The following is a 17547-nucleotide window of genomic DNA, read 5'->3' on the forward strand; positions in this document are numbered from 1 at the left end:
TTTGTCACTACTATAACCATAAAAACATCTAATATATGAGAAAACTTTTACTATTATTTTTTCTGTGTTTATTTCGTACTTTCTATGCTCAGGCAGATTGTGCAACAGCATTATCGGTTTGTGGAAATTCAAATATCACTTACAGCCCTACCGGATATGGTGATGTTAAGGAATTGGTGAATTCAGGAAGTTGTATAGATGCAACTGGTGAGCATAATTCAATCTGGTATAAAATTACAATTGCTACAGGAGGAACTCTTACATTTGATCTGGTACCGAATGATCAGGATGCCGATTATGACTGGGCGATTTTTGGCCCTAATGTAAGCTGTGGAAGTCTGGGAGCTCCTATACGATGCAATGCAGCAACGGTAATAGGAGTAGGGGCTTCTACAGGATTAAATATGACCAGTACAATTCTAAGTGCCGCAGGAGGTTCCCTTACCCCTTATTGTAAATATATGGACGTTTTGCCAGGGCAGACGTATTATTTATTTATTGACAATTGGGTAAGCAGTACCAGTACTACAACGGCTCCCTTTGCTTTGACATGGGGAGGAACGGCAACACTGGCATCTCCATTTACAGATCCGAATATTCAGACTTATCCCTTCCATCCTCCGGGAGTTCCGGCTGCTAATCCAGCTGATCCCAGAGAAGTTGTGATATGCTCAAGTACAGCATTATTTGATTTTTCTATATTGTCTCCGGATATTATTAACGGAAATTCGAGTTTTGGGGTAAGTTACCATGTTACTCAGAATGATGCTTTAACAGGCAATAATCCTATTACAGCTCCAAGAATGGTTAATACAAGTACTGTTTATTACTACAGTATCAACTATACAGATCCTGCTAATCCAGGGAATCCTCTTAATAAATGTAAACAGGTCGGAAAATTTAAATTTAAAGATGGTTCTATTACGGTTAAGAATGCAACATTGACAGAGTGTAACAATAATAATGCGGGGACAGCACTTTTTGACCTGACCACAGCAGATGTTTTTGTCGGGACAAACGTTACCAAGAAATATTATCATACGATGTCTGATCTGAATGCCGGGATTAATGAGATTACAACACCTATGGCATTTGTATCTGCAGAAGGAGTTATTTATGTGAAAGTGATTTCTGAATTTGGATGTAGTGCTGTAGCACAGATTACTTTAAAATTCTATCCTCCGATAGTAGTAAATGAGGCAACGCTGAGATCATGTTTTATTGAAACTAATCCGTCCACAGCACTGTTTAATCTTACGAATGCTTCTGTAATTGCCCAGCAGAACCCTATTCCTTTAAAAAAATATTATCCGTCATTAACGGATGCTATTAATCAAACCAATGAAATTATCAATTCAAGTGCTTATACTGCCCCTAACGGATTTGTCTATGTAAGGGTTTTCAATGCACAAGGTTGCTATAATGTGGCTAAAATTACTCTAATAGTCATTGCTCCGGTATATTCCAGTGTTCTCAAAGACCAGACTATCTGTGCTGAAGACCAGACGATATTGGATGCAGGTCCCGGATTTAAAAGCTATGAATGGAGTACTGGTGCTACTACTCAAACAATCAAAGCAGGAATCGGAATGTATTGGGTGAAGCTTAAAACTGGTGATTGTATTACAACACAGGCTGTAAAAGTATTGCCTTCCGAACAACCTGTTGTTTCCAATATTGATATTGCCAACAATACAGTCACTGTATCAGTAATAGGAGGTAATCCTCCGTATAAATATTCAACCGACAATATTATCTGGCAGGATTCCAATGTTTTCAATAACCTTGTAAGAGGAGATCATAAAATACTGGTAAAAGACGCTTATGATTGTGATCCTGTAGAAATTGGAATTGTCGTGCCTAACTTAGTGAATGTTATTACTCCTAATGCTGATGGTATTAACGATGTGATCGATTATTCTGCATTGGGCAGCAAGCAAAATCTGATCATGAGTATCTTTGACAGATATGGAAATAAAATCTTTCAGGCAGATAAACAGAACGGGTACAAATGGGACGGTACCCAGGGAGGAAGAAGAGTGCCTACCGGAACATATTGGTATTCTGTGACATGGAATGAAAATGATAAAAAGAATACTCCTGTCAAGTTTTCAGGTTGGGTATTGGTTAAAAACAGAGAATAATATATAAATATAATACATAGAAAAAACCACTTCAAACGAAGTGGTTTTGTTTTTAAAAGTGTTTACATTAGTGGATAAAATCAGAAAATATGAAAGACCTGTTTGTTAAACGCTTTGAATATTATAAATCTCTTGGAGATAAGACTTTTGATCAGTTGACGGAGGAACAGATTTTTTGGAAGTATAACGAAGAAAGTAATTCTATAGCGGTTATTGTGAAACATATAGCAGGAAATATGCTTTCCAGGTGGACCAATTTTCTGACGGAAGATGGTGAAAAGCCCTGGCGTAGCCGTGATGAAGAATTTGTAGATAGTTTTAAGACTAAAAAAGACGTTCTTGATTACTGGAAAAAAGGATGGAAGTGCTTTTTTGATGCTTTGAGCCAGATTAATGATAAAAACCTTTACGAAACAATTTATATAAGAGGAGAAGCTCACTCTGTTATCGATGCTGTTTTCAGACAGTTGGCACATTATCCTTATCATATCGGTCAGATTGTCTACATCGCTAAAATGATGAAAAACGGAAACTGGGAAACACTTTCCATTGCCAGAAATAAATCTCAGGAATTTAATCATGACATGAAAAATAAATTTCCGGATAAAGGCGAATCAGAAATCAATTCATCTCCGGTCTGTTTTCAAAATAGCCCTGAAGTAAGAGATGAATACAAACAATAGATTGAATCAATCTTGAGTTATTATTAAAATTACTATCTTTGCACCCATAAAATTCAGGAGTAACAAATGTCTACTTTTCATAGAACTGCCGCGTTTCATACACTGGGCTGCAAATTAAATTTTGCAGAAACATCTACTATTGCCCGTCAATTAACAGATGCAGGTTATGATAAGGTAAGTTTTGATGACAAGGCGAATGTGTATGTCATCAATACGTGCTCAGTTACAGAAAATGCTGATCGTGAGTGTAAACTTCACGTAAAAAGAGCAATGAAGGCCAATCCGGAAGGACTGGTTGTTATTGTAGGCTGTTATGCACAATTGAAGCCTGAAGAGATTTCACAGATTGATGGTGTTGATCTTGTTCTTGGAGCTAAAGAAAAGTTTAATATTCTGAGCTATCTTGATGATTTGGAGAAAACAGACAATCAAGGTATTGTTCATTCATGTGAGATCGAAGAGACCGACTTCTTTATCGGAAGTTACTCTATTGGAGACAGAACCAGAGCTTTCCTGAAAGTACAGGATGGCTGTGATTATAAATGTACCTACTGTACTATTCCGCTAGCAAGAGGGATTTCTCGTTCAGATACCATCGAAAATGTTCTTAGAAATGCCACGGAAATTGCTGCGAAAGACATCAAAGAAATTGTTCTTACAGGTGTTAATATCGGTGATTATGGTAAAGGCGAATTCGGAAATAAAAGACACGAACATACTTTTCTTGATCTTATTTCAGAACTGGACAAGGTAGAAGGCATTGAAAGAATCCGTATTTCTTCTATTGAACCTAACCTGTTGAAGGATGAAAGTATTGAACTGGTTTCTAAAAGTAAAAGTTTTGTTCCGCATTTTCATATTCCGCTGCAGTCCGGAAGCGATGATTTATTGAAAAGGATGAAACGCCGCTACCTGACAAAACTTTATAATGACAGAGTAAATAAGATCCGCGAGGTAATGCCTGATGCGGCTATTGGTGTAGATGTCATTGTAGGATTCCCTGGTGAAACTGAAGAAAGATTTATGGAAACGTATAATTTCCTTAATGAACTTCCTATCACTTATCTGCATGTATTTACCTATTCTGAAAGAGAAAATACAGAAGCCACAGCTATGGAAGGAGTAGTGCCGGTAGCGGAAAGAAAAAAACGTAATAAAATGCTTAGAATCCTTTCTGAAAAGAAAAAAATGGCATTTTATCAGACTCAACTTGGAAAAACGCTTCCTGTACTTTGGGAGCATGAAAATAAAGACGGAAAAATGTTTGGCTTCACAGAAAATTATGTGAGAGTCCAGAAAGACTTTGATTCCGCATTCGTTAATCAAATCGAATTTCTAAATTTAGAAAAAATCCTGTCAGATGGCACGGTCTCAGTGCAATCTTCTTACCAAAATTTTTTAGCAAAAGCATAGGCTCTTTGCAAAAATTCCACTAAATTTATTTTTAAACTTTTAAATACTACATTCATGAGAGATAAGTTTTTATCTTGGGGAATTGTATTAGTAGTTGCTACATGGATTATAGCACTGCTGATCAGAACGCATTACTGGATACCTACGCTGTTATCCGTAATTTATGCATTAGGTGTGTACAATGCTTACCAATCAAAACATGCTATTTTGAGGAATTTCCCTGTTTTGGGATACTTCAGATATTTTTTTGAGAGTATTTCACCCGAAATGCAGCAGTACTTTATCGAAAGGGAGACTGATGGGAAACCATTTCCAAGAAATCAGCGTTCAGCAGTATACAGACGAGCTAAGAACTTAAGTGATACTGTAGCATTTGGAACACAGCTGGAAGTTAATCATAGAAAATACGAAGGAATCAAACATTCTATCTATGCAAAATCACCTTCGGAAGAGCTTCCAAGAGTTTGGGTAGGCGGAGAGCAGTGTACCCAGCCTTATCATGCTTCTTTATTGAATATTTCTGCAATGAGCTTTGGAGCATTAAGTGATAGGGCTCAGATTTCATTAAATAAAGGGGCGAAAAAAGGAAATTTCTATCATAATACAGGAGAAGGAGGTATTTCACCTTACCATATGGAAGGAGGTGACTTATGCTGGCAGATCGGTACCGGATACTTTGGATGCCGTGATGACGAAGGAAAGTTTAATCCTGAATTATTTAAAAAATACTCAACCCTTCCTAATGTGAAGATGGTGGAGATCAAATTATCACAAGGGGCAAAACCTGGCCACGGAGGTGTTCTTCCGGGAGTTAAAAATACTCCGGAAATTGCAGCAATCCGTCATGTCACACCAGGGATGACTGTAATTTCGCCGCCATCACATAGTTCTTTCTCTGATGCTGCAGGATTGTTGAGGTTTGTACAGCAGCTAAGAGAGCTTTCAGGAGGAAAACCGATCGGATTTAAACTGTGTATCGGAGATACCAAAGAATTTGAAGATATCTGTGTGCAAATGAATGTTCTGAAAATCTATCCGGACTTCATTACGATAGATGGAGCCGAAGGAGGTACAGGAGCCGCACCACCTGAATTTTCAGATGGAGTAGGGATGCCTTTGGAACCAGCTTTGATCTTTGTAAACAGAACGCTTAATAACTATAATTTAAGAAGTAAATTAAGAGTTATTGCCAGCGGTAAAGTTCTTACCAGCCTTGATATTCTGAGAGCAGTTGCTATGGGAGCAGATATGTGTAATAATGCAAGAGGATTTATGTTCTCTTTAGGATGTATTCAGGCATTGAGATGTAATTCCAACAATTGCCCTACTGGAGTGGCTACACAGGATAAAATGCTTATCAAAGGACTTGATGTCACTGATAAAAGTGAAAGAGTGTATCATTTCCATAAAAATACACTTCATACCTGTAATGAATTGATTGCCGCTGCAGGAAGAAGTTCTTATGAAGAGGTAGATGCTACAATGTTTATGAGAGGAGATGAATTTGACCACCTTGCAGATCTTTATTTCCCGGATATTTTGGGGAATGTAAAACAGAAAGCAAGATTTTAAAAAACCATTGAGAAAGCATAAAAATAAAAACCGCCTTATGTACATAAGGCGGTTTTTATTTTTGTCATTTTTTTATTGTGGTTTTTGTACTTCGTCAGCTGGTCTGTCTGATCTTCCATAGATCTGGAAGTTGAAGATAAATGTTCTGTTTCTGTAAGATTCATTAAAATAAGGATAATGCGGGTTTCTTGCAAAAGCAGCTCTGGAAGGTACAATAATTACCCCCTGTAAATTATATGGGTTTCCTCCAGACAGGTTATCAAAAGCTTTGAACTTCTGTAATGCCTCTCTGAATCCGGGTATTTGATAATAACCTGGCTGTTTGGCAGCGGTAGTGGTAGTGGTAGCAGCATCTATCACCTGTTGTTTTACATAGTAATACATAGGATCAACAAGAGGAATTCCACTTCCGTTAATCGTATTCAGAAAAGTAAGCGTGTTGATGAATGACACTGTTCCGTTATTGTCACCTGCAAGACAAGCATAGCTTCTCCCCATGATTTTGATGACATCAGTATCACCAATAGTTTTTCCCTGATCTTCCGCAGGCTGTGCTCCATCTCTCACAATGTAGATTGTTCCTGAAGGTAAGGTCTTATAATTTAGCTCTGATAACTTTTTTTCATGATCATCAATTGTATCTGTAGCACTGAAAGCTTTTATATTTCCTTGTGTATCGAGATAATTCTCATCCATATACTTCTTAATAGCCTGATCATCATAGGAATTTTGTGTATTGATGTCACTTGGTTCCTGGTATGTTTGCACATCATCATCTTTTTTACATGCAGAAAAACACAAAGATCCCGCAAGGATATATAAAAATATTTTTTTCATTTCAAAAAACTTTAATTACTTTACAAATAATATAACGGCAAAAGTATAAAAAAATATGAGAATAGATAAATTTTTATGGAGCATTCGTTTTTATAAGACAAGAAATATTGCAGCAGAGGAGATTAAAAAGAACAGGGTTTCTATAGGAACCTCTGCCGTAAAGTCATCTAAGGAGGTAAAAGAAGGAGATGTTATCAAAATCCGTAAGAATCAAATTGATTATAAAATAAAGGTAATTCAGATTCCTAAAAGCAGAATAGGAGCAAAGCTGGTCCCGCTTCATATACAGGATGTGACAGATAAAGAGCAGTACGAATTACTGAAACTCCGTAAAATGTCACAGGATTACTACAGGAATAAAGGAGAAGGAAGACCTACTAAAAGAGACAGAAGGGATATGGATGAGTATGTAGGTAATGATATCGCTTCTGATTTTACAGATTGGGATGATTTCTTTGGAGAAACAGAGAATGAAGTTGAAAATGAAGATTAAAAGAAATAATAGAAAAGCTCTAGAGATAGAGCTTTTCTATTATTTCTTTTACAATGTCTTCCGGTTCTCTGGAGTCTGTCCCCACACTGAATTGTGCTTTACTATAAAATTGATTTCTCTCAAATAAATGTTTTGCAATGAATTCCGGGAGATCCTCATCAGAGATATTGGCAATTATTGGTCTTTTTTCTTTCTGTTTAGACAGTCGCTCTACCAAAGTTCCTACGGATGTTCTTAAAAAAACACTCCTTGAGCTGTGATTGATGATTTCCATATTGTTATAATACACCGGAGTTCCACCTCCAAGGCTTAAAACAACGTTTTCTTCAGAGGCCAGTATTTCTTCAAGTGCCTCTCTTTCCAGCTTTCTAAAGTAAATTTCCCCCTTTTTCTCAAAGATCTCAGGAATGGTTAATTTATTTCTTCTGGAAATCTCTTTATCGAGGTCAATCAGTTTAAAATCTATTTTTTCGCTTAATATTTTGGAAATGTGAGATTTGCCACTTCCCATGTATCCGATCAATGAAATTACCATGAATTTTTTTTAAACAAATTTGCGAAAAAGTTTTGAGATAAAGAAAAAAGTTATATCTTTGCACCACTTAAAACAAGGGACATTACTTAAATGAAAACTTGATGAGTAAGTGACCGACTCGGTAGCTCAGCTGGTAGAGCAATACACTTTTAATGTATGGGTCCTGGGTTCGAATCCCAGCCGGGTCACTAGCAATAAATATTACTAAATTCTGTGATTTTATTGCCTGCGTGGTGAAATTGGTAGACACGCCATCTTGAGGGGGTGGTTTCCTAAGGATGTGCTGGTTCGAGTCCAGTCGCAGGCACTGCAAAGAAAAATTTATAGTTAATATTGAAATTTATTTCATTTTAATTGTGGCCGACTCGGTAGCTCAGCTGGTAGAGCAATACACTTTTAATGTATGGGTCCTGGGTTCGAATCCCAGCCGGGTCACAAGTTTACTGAAAAGTAAATTTTTTTCATATTAATATTTTGTGATTTGGTGTTTCAAAGGCTTCCTTCAGGAGGCCTTTGATTTTTTATTGATAATAGATGTCAATATCTATAAACTAAAAAACTCTGATCGTAACGATCAGAGTTTGTATTTTTTTTGAAAGTATATAGTTGCTATTAATCTAAGTGCATATTGTCAATCAGTCTCACGCCATCCACAACAACTACTATAAATGCTCTGAAATTTCTGTCTTTGTAGAAAAAATCAGTTTCCTGCAGGGTGTTTTCATCAGCGATTAAGAAATATTCAAGCTGCATTCCGGGTTGATCATCAAAAATATCCGTCACCCTTTCTTTAATTTCCGGAATGGTAACAGTACGGAACCAGTCGTTTACTTTTTGTAAAGTTTCAAAAATAATTTTGGAAGCTTCTTTTCGGTCTTCATGGAGTCTTTGGTTTCTTGAACTTAATGCAAGTCCGTTTTCGGCTCTGTAAATGGAAACACCTGTTATCTTAACCGGCAGATGTTTTTTCTCAACCATTTTTTTGATAATGGCAAGCTGCTGGAAATCTTTTTCTCCAAAATAGGCATGATCAGGCTGTATTTGCCTGAAAAGCTCCTCTACAACAGTTCCCACTCCGTCAAAATGTCCCGGTCTCGATTTTCCTTCCATTTCATTCTCCAGTCCTTCAAAATCATATTGCTTGCTTTCCGCTTTCTCAGGATAGATATCTGCTACCTCAGGAATGTAAACAGCATCTACCAAACCTGAATTTTCTAAGATCAGGATATCCCTGTTGATATCTCTTGGATATTTTTCAAGGTCTTCAGCGCTGTTGAACTGGGTTGGATTTACAAAAATTGAAGAGATAACAAGGTCATTCTCTTTTTTTGCTTCTTCATAAAGAGAAAGATGACCTTTATGTAAAGCCCCCATGGTAGGAGCAAAGCCAATTCTTTTTCCCATTTCTTTCTGTCTTTCAATGAAATCCTGAAGGACTTTCCTGTTTTTTATAACTTCCATAGATTATTTTAATACTATTTCAAAAATACTAAAAATATAACATAATAAAATGCGTTTTTAACAAATTGCAAAAGGGAATTTTCGTAAAAAAATGTTAATTAAAATAATGTTGGATGTTTTTTTGTAATTTTGCACATTAAAGCATTTTTACAAAAATTAGATAGAAAGTTTATGCCGAATCAAAAAATACTGTACATTACTACAGAGATGTTTCCATATCAGGAAGATACCAATATGGCTGCAGTGGTAAACAAAATGGCACTTAAGATGCACAATGAAGGCAATGATGTAAGAGTTTTTATGCCAAGATTTGGACAAATAAGTGAGAGAAAATTCCAACTTCATGAGGTAATCCGCCTTTCAGGAATGAATATTATCATTAATGATCTGGATCAGCCTTTAATCATTAAAGTAGCGTCTCTTCCGGGGGAAAGACTTCAGGTTTACTTTATTGACAATGAAGAATACTTCAAAAGAAAGCAATATTATTTCGACGATGAAGAAATTCCTTTCGATGACAATGACGAAAGAGCTATTTTCTTTGCAAGAGGGGTGATTGAGACGATCAAGAAGCTGAACTGGGTTCCGGATGTGATCCACTTAAATGGTTGGATGTCTTCATTTGTTCCAATTTATCTTAAAACGTATTACGAATCAGATACTTATTTTAAAGACGCTAAAATTGTACTTTCTCTCTATAATGAGAAAGACGCTGATCTGGACAAAAAGATCGATGAAAAGCTGCAATTTGATAATATTTCAGGATTAAAAGCGTTAGATAACCCAACAATCAAAAGCTTTGTTATCGAAAGTATGAACTATGTAGATATGGTGGTGAAGGGAGATGAGTTCCTTGATGAAGACCTGGATCAGGCCTTCAATGTAACCGCTATCCAAAAGTCGGAATATCTTGACATAGATTCTATAAATCAACTTTATTAAAACACATTTTTAATGACTCATACTCTTAAAAGGACTTTCGTCGTAATTTTACTGGCGATTTTCGGAAGTACAATCCTTTATAACTGTGAACCTGATGCAGATTCTCTTGGTGAGCAATTATTTGATAAAGATGCGGCAGCAGGTACTGAAATTCCATATGACCTTATTGCTTACAACTACAACAACAATGATTCTATCAGAAGTGATGCTGCGAGGCTTATCAGCGGATATGATCAGAATGGAGCTGTGCCGACAACCGGAGTTCTGGGAGCTTTTACTGAAAATCAGTTTGGGATGCAGAAAGCTTCTTATGTTACTCAATTGAGAATGCCGGTAGATAATTTTGACTTTACGGGGCCTAATGCAAAAGTGGACTCTGTAGTTTTGGTTGTGAGACCTCCAGCAAACACAGCTAATAATACATATTTCTTCGAACAGGATTCAATAAAAACGAATACCTATGAGAAAAGTGATTTCCCGGTAGATGGTGAAAATATCGCTGTATCTATTAGTAAAAAAACTTACCCTGTTCGTAAATATGGTAAAATCGGAGGAATTTCCAAATCTATGAAAATCAATGTAGAGGAATCTACTACGTTCATGGATACAAATAACGATGCTCTTACACGTTCTAATGCAAACGTAACTACAGGTGAATTGTTAGGATCCGGTGTTTTTGACGGAAATGTGAGTTCTTTAGCTATTACAAAAAAATCTGATGGTTCAACTGTATTTACAGGAAACCTTGGATTCAGAATAAAACTAAGTAATACTGCTTTTTTCCAGACTCATATTATAGATAAAAAAGGAAAACCTGAACTTCAGGATGCGTCCAACTTTACCAGATATTTTAAAGGAATAAAGCTTTCTGTAGAAGAAACAGACAGATACCTGTTCCAGTTCTCACCTAATGATATGGAACTGATCATGTATTATAAATATGATAAAACAGATAATGGTACTGTAACAAGACCGCAGACAACACTTAAGTTCAACTTAGGATCTGCTAATGCTCATCTCGGACAGTATGAATATAACAGATCAGGGTCAGCACTTTCAAATGCTCTGGCAACAAGCAGCAGCCAGGTCGGTGATCCGAAAATTTTTGTTCAGGGTATGGGAGGACCATCTGCAGTAGTGAGAATCCCGGACGAAACTATTGCAGCACTTAAAGATTTATTTGTTAAAGACAAGATCGGTATCATAGGAGCTAAAATCAGATTTTATGTAGATCCATCTAGCTGGGTGAATAAAAATTCAACGGAAGACAGAAGATTTACTATTGTTCCTATTAAGACAAAAACAGGTACCATATTAGATTTCTCATCTTTTTCATTGGATACGCTAGCTGGTCTTAGTCTATATTATTATAACCAGAAACCTGAGTACTATGACTTTGTGGTAACAAAAACACTTAAGGATATTATTGAAGGGAAAAAGGAGAAAGATGATAAAGGAGATGATGTTCTGATAGTTAACAGACCTTTTTATATCAACACAGGATCGTTTGTTAGCAGTGCTACAGGAAGTCTTGTAGGTGCTCTTAGAACAACCAGAGCATTTGATATGAACAGAGTAATTCTTACAGGGACAGAAAAAACGAACCCGAATAGAGTTCAGTTGAGAGTAACTTACGCTACAAAAAAATAAAACACAAAAAAATAAAACACTAGACAAAATAAATATGTGCGGAATAGTAGGATATACAGGTTTTCAAGACGCTTACGAAATTGTAATCAATGGTCTTAGAAGATTAGAATATAGAGGATATGACAGTGCCGGAATTGTTTTAGAAGGTCCAGATAATAAACTTGAAGTAGAAAAAACAAAGGGGAAGGTAGAGGATTTGGTGAATATCTCAGAAAACTTAAAAGGAAAATTCAAAGTTGGAATGGGCCACACACGTTGGGCTACCCACGGAGTTCCAAGTGACAGAAATTCCCACCCGCATTTGTCAAACAATGGGAAAATAGCAATCGTACATAATGGTATCATAGAAAACTATGATACCATTAAAACAATGCTTACAGAAAAAGGTTTTACTTTCAAATCCGAAACAGATACTGAAGTGTTGGTAAACCTTATCCAGTATTTTATGGATCTTAAGTCTGAAACTGATTTTCCAACAGCAGTAAGATATGCCCTTAATGAGGTATACGGAGCTTATGCAATTACAGTTCTTCATGAAGATTATCCGGGAGTATTGGTAGTAGGAAGATTAGGTTCTCCTCTGGCAATAGGAATCGGAGATAAAGAATACTTTATCGCTTCTGATGCTTCTCCTTTTGTAGAATTTACAAAAGAAGCAATCTACCTTGAAGAAGGGCATATGGCAACAATCTCTCTGGAAAATGGTGTAGATATCAGAACAATCAATGAAAACTCTAAAATTGAGCCTGAAATTCAGGAACTTAAAATGAGCTTGGAACAGATTGAAAAAGGAGGATATGAGCATTTTATGCTTAAAGAAATCTTTGAACAGCCTAAGTCTGTACATGATACAATGAGGGGTAGACTTCTTGTAGATGAGGGAGTTATCAAAATGGCAGGAATCTGGGATCATGTTGAAAAATTCAAAAATGCCAACAGAATTATTATCATTGCATGCGGTACTTCATGGCATGCAGGTCTGATTGGAGAATATTTGATTGAAGAGTATGCAAGAATTCCAGTAGAAGTAGAGTATGCTTCAGAATTCAGATACAGAAATCCTATTATCACAGATAAAGATGTTGTTATTGCCATTTCTCAGTCAGGAGAAACAGCAGATACCATGGCAGCATTAAAATTGGCAAAAGAAAAAGGAGCATTTATATATGGTATCTGTAATGTAGTAGATTCTTCAATCGCGAGAATTACAGATGCTGGCTCGTATACTCACGCAGGTCCTGAAATAGGGGTGGCTTCTACAAAAGCATTTACAGCACAGCTTACCATCCTTAGTTTGATTGCATTAAAATTAGGAAAGCATAACGGGAATTTAGGAAATGCTGAATTCATGAGTTTAATTGCTGAGCTTGATGCTATTCCTAAAAAAATAGAAGAAGTACTTAGTACCACTCATGAGCTGACTCAGAATATCGCAAAAGACTTTGTGAAAGCAACCAATTTCCTTTATTTAGGAAGAGGTTACAACTATCCTGCCGCTTTAGAAGGGGCTTTAAAGCTAAAAGAAATTTCTTATATTCACGCAGAAGGATATCCTGCCGCAGAGATGAAACATGGCCCGATTGCTTTGATCGATGAAAATATGCCAATCGTAATTATAGCTCCTAAAAAAGGACATTATGATAAAATTGTGAGTAATGTTCAGGAAATTAAGGCAAGAAAAGGGAAAATCATCGCTGTAGTCAATAAAGGAGACCGTCAGGTAAGTGCAATGGCAGATTATGTTATTGAAATTCCTGAAACATCAGAATGTTTCTCGCCAATCGTTGCTTCCGTACCTCTACAACTGCTTGCTTACTATATTGCAGTCTATAGAGGAGCAAACGTGGATCAGCCGAGAAACCTTGCAAAATCTGTAACCGTGGAATAAAAAGTAGTTGTAAATAAAATAAATTTAGATTTCTTCCGTTATTTCAAAAAAAATCTTAAAAGTTTCTTAAAAAAATTATATATTTACGGCTTAATTATAAAAATTAACATGAAAAGGATATTTCTTTTATTATTGTCTGCGTCAGTAGCATCGGTATCTTGTTCAGGTGGTGGCAGCTCTTCTGTAGGGAAGCCTGGAACAAAAGGAGAATTGATACCAAGAGAAAAAACGAAATCATTTGTTGCGGAAAGACCATACGGAATGGTCGCAATTCCAGCAGGTTCATTTGTTGCCGGTTTAGCAGACCAGGATCCAACAAATACCCCTGAAAAAGCAGCATTGAAAACCGTTACTGTTTCTTCTTTCTTCATGGATGAAGCAGAAACTACCAATGCAGAATACAGAGTATTTATCAATTATGTAAGAGATTCTATCGCAAGAACTTTACTAGCCGAAGCTGCCGGAGAAGGTGGTGACGAAGGAGGCCGTAAGGGAGCAGCTATAGGAGATTATGCATACCTTGCTAAAAAAGAAGAAAATTTAACGCCTTATCAAGAATATATGGAAGGCCAGGGTGGCCGTGATGACGGAAGCTATGATTCCAGCAAAAGATTAGATTGGAAAATTCCTTTACACTGGAGTACAACAAAATATCCTGACGTAGAGTACGCAGAGGTTTTAGAATCTATGTATCTACCTTCTTCTTCAAGAATTGGAAACGAAAGAATTTTAGATGTAAGTAAGCTTAAATATACCTACCGTTGGGGGGATATGGATGCTGCACTTGCAGATAACGAAAGAGGTGCAAACTATCTGAAGAGTCAGAGTATCGCAATCTATCCTGATACTACTGTTTGGGTAAAAGATTTTCACTTTGCTTACAATGAGCCATTGTTTGAACAGTATTTCTGGCACAAAGCTTACAAAAGCTACCCTGTAGTTGGTGTAACCTGGGATCAGGCAAGAGCTTATTGTAACTTCAGATCTAAATTGAAAACTGATTACAACGAAAGTTTAAAAAGAAAAAAACAAAGACCATTGCAGTTCCGTCTTCCAACTGAAACTGAATGGGAATATGCTGCAAGAGGAGGTATGCAAAATGCTACTTACCCTTGGGGTGGTCCATATTTAATGGATGACAGAGGTTGTTACCTTGCCAACTTCAAACCGAAGAGAGGTAACTATATGGAAGACGAGAAAAAAGGTACTTATACATATACAGCTCCAGTTAAGAAATTTAAGAAAAATGGGTTTGGGTTATTTGATATGGCTGGAAACGTTTCTGAGTGGACACTATCTTCGTTTAACAATTCTTCATCAGGATTCTCTTCTACATTAAATCCTTCTACTAAAGATAAAAAGGATACGAAGAAATCTGTAAGAGGTGGATCTTGGAAAGATATAGGATATGCACTAATGACAGGTGCTAGAGACTGGGAAAGAAAAGATTCCGCAAGAAGCTATATCGGATTCAGAACTGTTCAGGATATTCCTGAAGCAGCAGTTAAGCCAAGAAGAGTTAACAGATAATTAACCGACAATTATTTTTCAATACAATTTTATTTAACATTAAAAAAACTAACTCAATATGTTTAAGACTAAAGATGCTTGGATGAATTTCTTCTATTCATTCGGTGCTGCAATTGTAATTCTTGGAGCTTGGCTTAAAATTACTCACATTACCCTGGGACCAATTAACGGTAATATCGCTCTTACGGTAGGGCTTATTACAGAGGCTATTATCTTTATTATTTTCGCATTTGACCCTCCAAAAACTGAAGAGTCTTATGCATGGGAAAATGTTTATCCTGAATTATTAGATAAGCATGCTCACCCAAACCCACTACATTCTAATGTAACGACTAAAAATACAAACGCACAATTTGCTGAATTAGAAAACTCTCTTTCTAACAAATTGGATAAAATGCTTCAGGATGCTAAATTAGATGTTCAGTTATTTGATAGATTAAGAACAGGAATTGATAAATTCTCAAGTTCTGTAGACCAAATTAATCAAACAGTTGATGTATCTGCTTCTACACATAAATATAACGATCAGCTAAACAAAGCTGCTCAACATATGGAAAGCATGAATGCGTTATACGCAATGCAGCTTGAAAGCGGTAAAAAGCAATCTGAATTTGCTAACAAATATGTGGCAGATATGCAGAAGTCAGCAGAGCAATCTGAAAAATTCAATCAAGAGCTACAAGGTTTAACAACTAATCTTAATAATTTAAATAGAGTTTATGGTGGTATGCTTACTGCTATGAAGTCTTAATTCCTAACCATTTCTAAATTTAACTACTTAATTAAAAAACAAAGAAAAGAGAATGGCACAAGGAAAACAGACACCTCGTCAGAAGATGATCAACCTGATGTATTTGGTGTTCATCGCGATGATGGCCCTAAATATTGATGCAGAAATCATCAGATCCTATTATGACTCTACAAAAGCGTTGAATGAGACTAGGACTTTAACAGAAAAGAAAAACGAAAAGATTTTTGAAAGAACCCTGGAGGCTAAGGCGCAACAGGTTCCGGATACTTACGCAGAACCTTGGGCACAGTATAAAGTACTGAAATCTAAAATTGATGTGTTAGTGAAATCAGCTCAGGATATCAAAGACTTGTTGAAAAAACAATCTGAGTTTCATGAGAAAGATAAAGACGGTAAAGATATTGATGTAGCTGAAAACTTTGCTGCATTAAATAATAATGAAGCTACAACTGAGTATTTCTTTAAAGAAGGAGATGAAAATGCACCTTCAAAGAATGCGTTAGACCTAAAAAATAAAATTGATGAAGTAAGAAAATATATCAATGCTACTTTTGGGAATAATGCTCAGCTTAAAGATTTAGTTGAAAGAGCTAACAAGTCTCTTATTGCAGAATATCCTAAAGGAAAATCTCCAAATGAAAAGACCTGGTTCCAAAATAAATTTTACCATCAGCCTTTAATTGCTGCGATATCTAATTTGGAAATTATCCAAAATGATGCCAGAAATGTACAGTCTGATGCATTGGCACTATTACTTCAGGAAAAAGTAGATGCGAATATTAAATTCTCAAGCTATGAACCTATTGTTTCAGGTCCGGTAGATATCCAGGCGGGAAAACAAGCTGAAGTAAAAGTAATGTTAGGTACTTATTCTAACAGTAATAAGATCAGCATTTCCGGAGTGAGCAAAACGGAAAATGGTAAAGGTTCTATTGCCATTTCAGGTTCTGGAATTGGTGAACATAAATTAGGAGGAACTATTACATTAACAGATGCTACAGGTAAGCCGCAAAGTTTCCCTTGGACGCATACTTATAACGTAATTGCAGGACCTAGAGAAGTAAAACTTGAAAAAGGATTATTACTTTCTGCAGATAAAATGAATGTAATGTATAGAGGACTTGAGAACCCTGTATCAGGATCAATCTTAGGTGCCGATAATTCCAAACTTTCATTATCCGCTCCTGGAGCTTCAGTGAAGAATATTGGACCGGGTAAATGGAGTGTTAAACCAGCTGCAGGTAATGTAGTTAAATTAACATTATCAGGTGTTGATCCTTTCGGAAAATCAGTATCTCAGGTATTTGAATATAGAATTAAGAATGTTCCACCACCTAGAGGTGAGATGAGAGGTCAGAATGTATTGTCTATGCCGGCAACTTCTATTCCTAACCAATCTGTACAGGCTGCTATTCCTGACTTTGACTTCCCGGTTTCATTTACTGTTACTCAGTTTATGGTAAGAATACCTGGTAGAGCAGCTCTACTTGTTCATGGTAACTCACTGGATGAAGCAGCAGGTCTGGTTAAGAATTTAAGAACGGGTGATGTAGTTTCTATCTTTGATATTAAAGCTACAGCTCAGGGGCTTGATGGTCAGGTGATTAAAAACATTACTCCTATAATTATTAATGTTCAATAGGACTAA

Annotated in this window: 14 protein-coding genes and 3 tRNA genes; 14 read left to right on the forward strand and 3 right to left on the reverse strand. The window is 36.4% G+C overall.

All coding sequences use genetic code 11. The features are described from left to right. Window positions 1-35 precede the first annotated feature (35 nt). The 4 genes from LF887_RS04030 (at window position 36) to LF887_RS04045 (ending at window position 5812) form a co-directional block, all read left to right on the forward strand. The gene (locus LF887_RS04030) at window positions 36-2144 is read left to right on the forward strand and encodes a T9SS type B sorting domain-containing protein (RefSeq protein WP_236857528.1); all 2109 of its coding nucleotides are present in this window, start codon (window positions 36-38) and stop codon (window positions 2142-2144) included. Between the two features lie 89 nt (window positions 2145-2233). Beyond that, window positions 2234-2827, forward strand: a complete 594-nt coding sequence (locus LF887_RS04035) for a DUF1572 family protein (protein WP_236857529.1) — start codon at window positions 2234-2236, stop codon at window positions 2825-2827. Between the two features lie 66 nt (window positions 2828-2893). After that, complete coding sequence (gene mtaB / locus LF887_RS04040) at window positions 2894-4240, forward strand: tRNA (N(6)-L-threonylcarbamoyladenosine(37)-C(2))-methylthiotransferase MtaB (RefSeq protein WP_236857530.1); 1347 nt, start codon at window positions 2894-2896, stop codon at window positions 4238-4240. A gap of 54 nt (window positions 4241-4294) precedes the next feature. Then, window positions 4295-5812 carry an FMN-binding glutamate synthase family protein gene (locus tag LF887_RS04045; protein WP_236857531.1) on the forward strand — a complete coding sequence of 506 codons (1518 nt, stop codon included), beginning with the start codon at window positions 4295-4297 and terminating at the stop codon, window positions 5810-5812. A 72-nt stretch (window positions 5813-5884) separates the two neighbouring features. On the opposite strand, the gene LF887_RS04050 is transcribed toward LF887_RS04045, so the two are convergent. Then, on the reverse strand, window positions 5885-6649 hold the full coding sequence (locus tag LF887_RS04050; RefSeq protein ID WP_236857532.1) for a hypothetical protein: 765 nt from the start codon (window positions 6647-6649) through the stop codon (window positions 5885-5887). A gap of 55 nt (window positions 6650-6704) precedes the next feature. On the opposite strand from LF887_RS04050, the gene LF887_RS04055 reads away from it, so the two are divergent. Next, complete coding sequence (locus LF887_RS04055) at window positions 6705-7142, forward strand: RNA-binding S4 domain-containing protein (RefSeq protein ID WP_236857533.1); 438 nt, start codon at window positions 6705-6707, stop codon at window positions 7140-7142. Window positions 7143-7161: 19 nt separating this feature from the next. Here LF887_RS04055 and LF887_RS04060 read toward each other — a convergent pair whose 3' ends face one another. Then, window positions 7162-7677 carry a shikimate kinase gene (locus tag LF887_RS04060; protein WP_236857534.1) on the reverse strand — a complete coding sequence of 172 codons (516 nt, stop codon included), beginning with the start codon at window positions 7675-7677 and terminating at the stop codon, window positions 7162-7164. 115 nt (window positions 7678-7792) lie between these two features. Here LF887_RS04060 and LF887_RS04065 point away from each other — a divergent pair. From LF887_RS04065 to LF887_RS04075, 3 genes are all read left to right on the forward strand, one after another. Then, window positions 7793-7865: transfer RNA gene (locus LF887_RS04065), tRNA-Lys, on the forward strand. Between the two features lie 36 nt (window positions 7866-7901). Beyond that, window positions 7902-7984, forward strand: a tRNA-Leu gene (locus LF887_RS04070). 55 nt (window positions 7985-8039) lie between these two features. Then, a tRNA-Lys gene (locus LF887_RS04075) sits at window positions 8040-8112 on the forward strand. A gap of 177 nt (window positions 8113-8289) precedes the next feature. On the opposite strand, the gene panC is transcribed toward LF887_RS04075, so the two are convergent. Further along, window positions 8290-9138 (reverse strand): pantoate--beta-alanine ligase, encoded by an 849-nt coding sequence (panC, locus tag LF887_RS04080; RefSeq protein WP_236857535.1) that lies wholly within the window; start codon window positions 9136-9138, stop codon window positions 8290-8292. A 171-nt stretch (window positions 9139-9309) separates the two neighbouring features. On the opposite strand from panC, the gene LF887_RS04085 reads away from it, so the two are divergent. The 6 genes from LF887_RS04085 (at window position 9310) to LF887_RS04110 (ending at window position 17541) form a co-directional block, all read left to right on the forward strand. Continuing rightward, complete coding sequence (locus tag LF887_RS04085) at window positions 9310-10080, forward strand: glycogen/starch synthase (RefSeq protein ID WP_236857536.1); 771 nt, start codon at window positions 9310-9312, stop codon at window positions 10078-10080. A 12-nt stretch (window positions 10081-10092) separates the two neighbouring features. Beyond that, a complete protein-coding gene (locus tag LF887_RS04090) occupies window positions 10093-11730 on the forward strand; it encodes a DUF4270 family protein (protein WP_236857537.1) in 1638 nt (545 codons plus the stop codon). Between the two features lie 34 nt (window positions 11731-11764). Next, on the forward strand, window positions 11765-13618 hold the full coding sequence (gene glmS / locus LF887_RS04095; protein ID WP_236857538.1) for a glutamine--fructose-6-phosphate transaminase (isomerizing): 1854 nt from the start codon (window positions 11765-11767) through the stop codon (window positions 13616-13618). Between the two features lie 108 nt (window positions 13619-13726). Then, on the forward strand, window positions 13727-15148 hold the full coding sequence (gldK, locus tag LF887_RS04100; protein WP_236857539.1) for a gliding motility lipoprotein GldK: 1422 nt from the start codon (window positions 13727-13729) through the stop codon (window positions 15146-15148). A gap of 58 nt (window positions 15149-15206) precedes the next feature. Next, window positions 15207-15899, forward strand: coding sequence for a gliding motility protein GldL (gldL, locus tag LF887_RS04105; RefSeq protein ID WP_236857540.1), 693 nt, complete (start codon window positions 15207-15209; stop codon window positions 15897-15899). Between the two features lie 52 nt (window positions 15900-15951). After that, window positions 15952-17541, forward strand: a complete 1590-nt coding sequence (locus LF887_RS04110) for a GldM family protein (protein WP_236857541.1) — start codon at window positions 15952-15954, stop codon at window positions 17539-17541. The last annotated feature ends 6 nt before the right edge of the window (window positions 17542-17547 follow it).

The organism is Chryseobacterium sp. MEBOG06, from assembly GCF_021869765.1.
Taxonomy (GTDB): Bacteria; Bacteroidota; Bacteroidia; order Flavobacteriales; family Weeksellaceae; genus Chryseobacterium.

Bases quoted from the DNA above. Each gene is read 5' to 3' on its own strand.
- LF887_RS04030 (WP_236857528.1), top strand. From the start codon at position 36: ATGAGAAAACTTTTACTATTATTTTTTCTGTGTTTATTTCGTACTTTC.
- LF887_RS04035 (WP_236857529.1), top strand. From the start codon at position 2,234: ATGAAAGACCTGTTTGTTAAACGCTTTGAATATTATAAATCTCTTGGA.
- mtaB (WP_236857530.1), top strand. From the start codon at position 2,894: ATGTCTACTTTTCATAGAACTGCCGCGTTTCATACACTGGGCTGCAAA.
- LF887_RS04045 (WP_236857531.1), top strand. From the start codon at position 4,295: ATGAGAGATAAGTTTTTATCTTGGGGAATTGTATTAGTAGTTGCTACA.
- LF887_RS04050 (WP_236857532.1), bottom strand. From the start codon at position 6,649: ATGAAAAAAATATTTTTATATATCCTTGCGGGATCTTTGTGTTTTTCT.
- LF887_RS04055 (WP_236857533.1), top strand. From the start codon at position 6,705: ATGAGAATAGATAAATTTTTATGGAGCATTCGTTTTTATAAGACAAGA.
- LF887_RS04060 (WP_236857534.1), bottom strand. From the start codon at position 7,677: ATGGTAATTTCATTGATCGGATACATGGGAAGTGGCAAATCTCACATT.
- panC (WP_236857535.1), bottom strand. From the start codon at position 9,138: ATGGAAGTTATAAAAAACAGGAAAGTCCTTCAGGATTTCATTGAAAGA.
- LF887_RS04085 (WP_236857536.1), top strand. From the start codon at position 9,310: ATGCCGAATCAAAAAATACTGTACATTACTACAGAGATGTTTCCATAT.
- LF887_RS04090 (WP_236857537.1), top strand. From the start codon at position 10,093: ATGACTCATACTCTTAAAAGGACTTTCGTCGTAATTTTACTGGCGATT.
- glmS (WP_236857538.1), top strand. From the start codon at position 11,765: ATGTGCGGAATAGTAGGATATACAGGTTTTCAAGACGCTTACGAAATT.
- gldK (WP_236857539.1), top strand. From the start codon at position 13,727: ATGAAAAGGATATTTCTTTTATTATTGTCTGCGTCAGTAGCATCGGTA.
- gldL (WP_236857540.1), top strand. From the start codon at position 15,207: ATGTTTAAGACTAAAGATGCTTGGATGAATTTCTTCTATTCATTCGGT.
- LF887_RS04110 (WP_236857541.1), top strand. From the start codon at position 15,952: ATGGCACAAGGAAAACAGACACCTCGTCAGAAGATGATCAACCTGATG.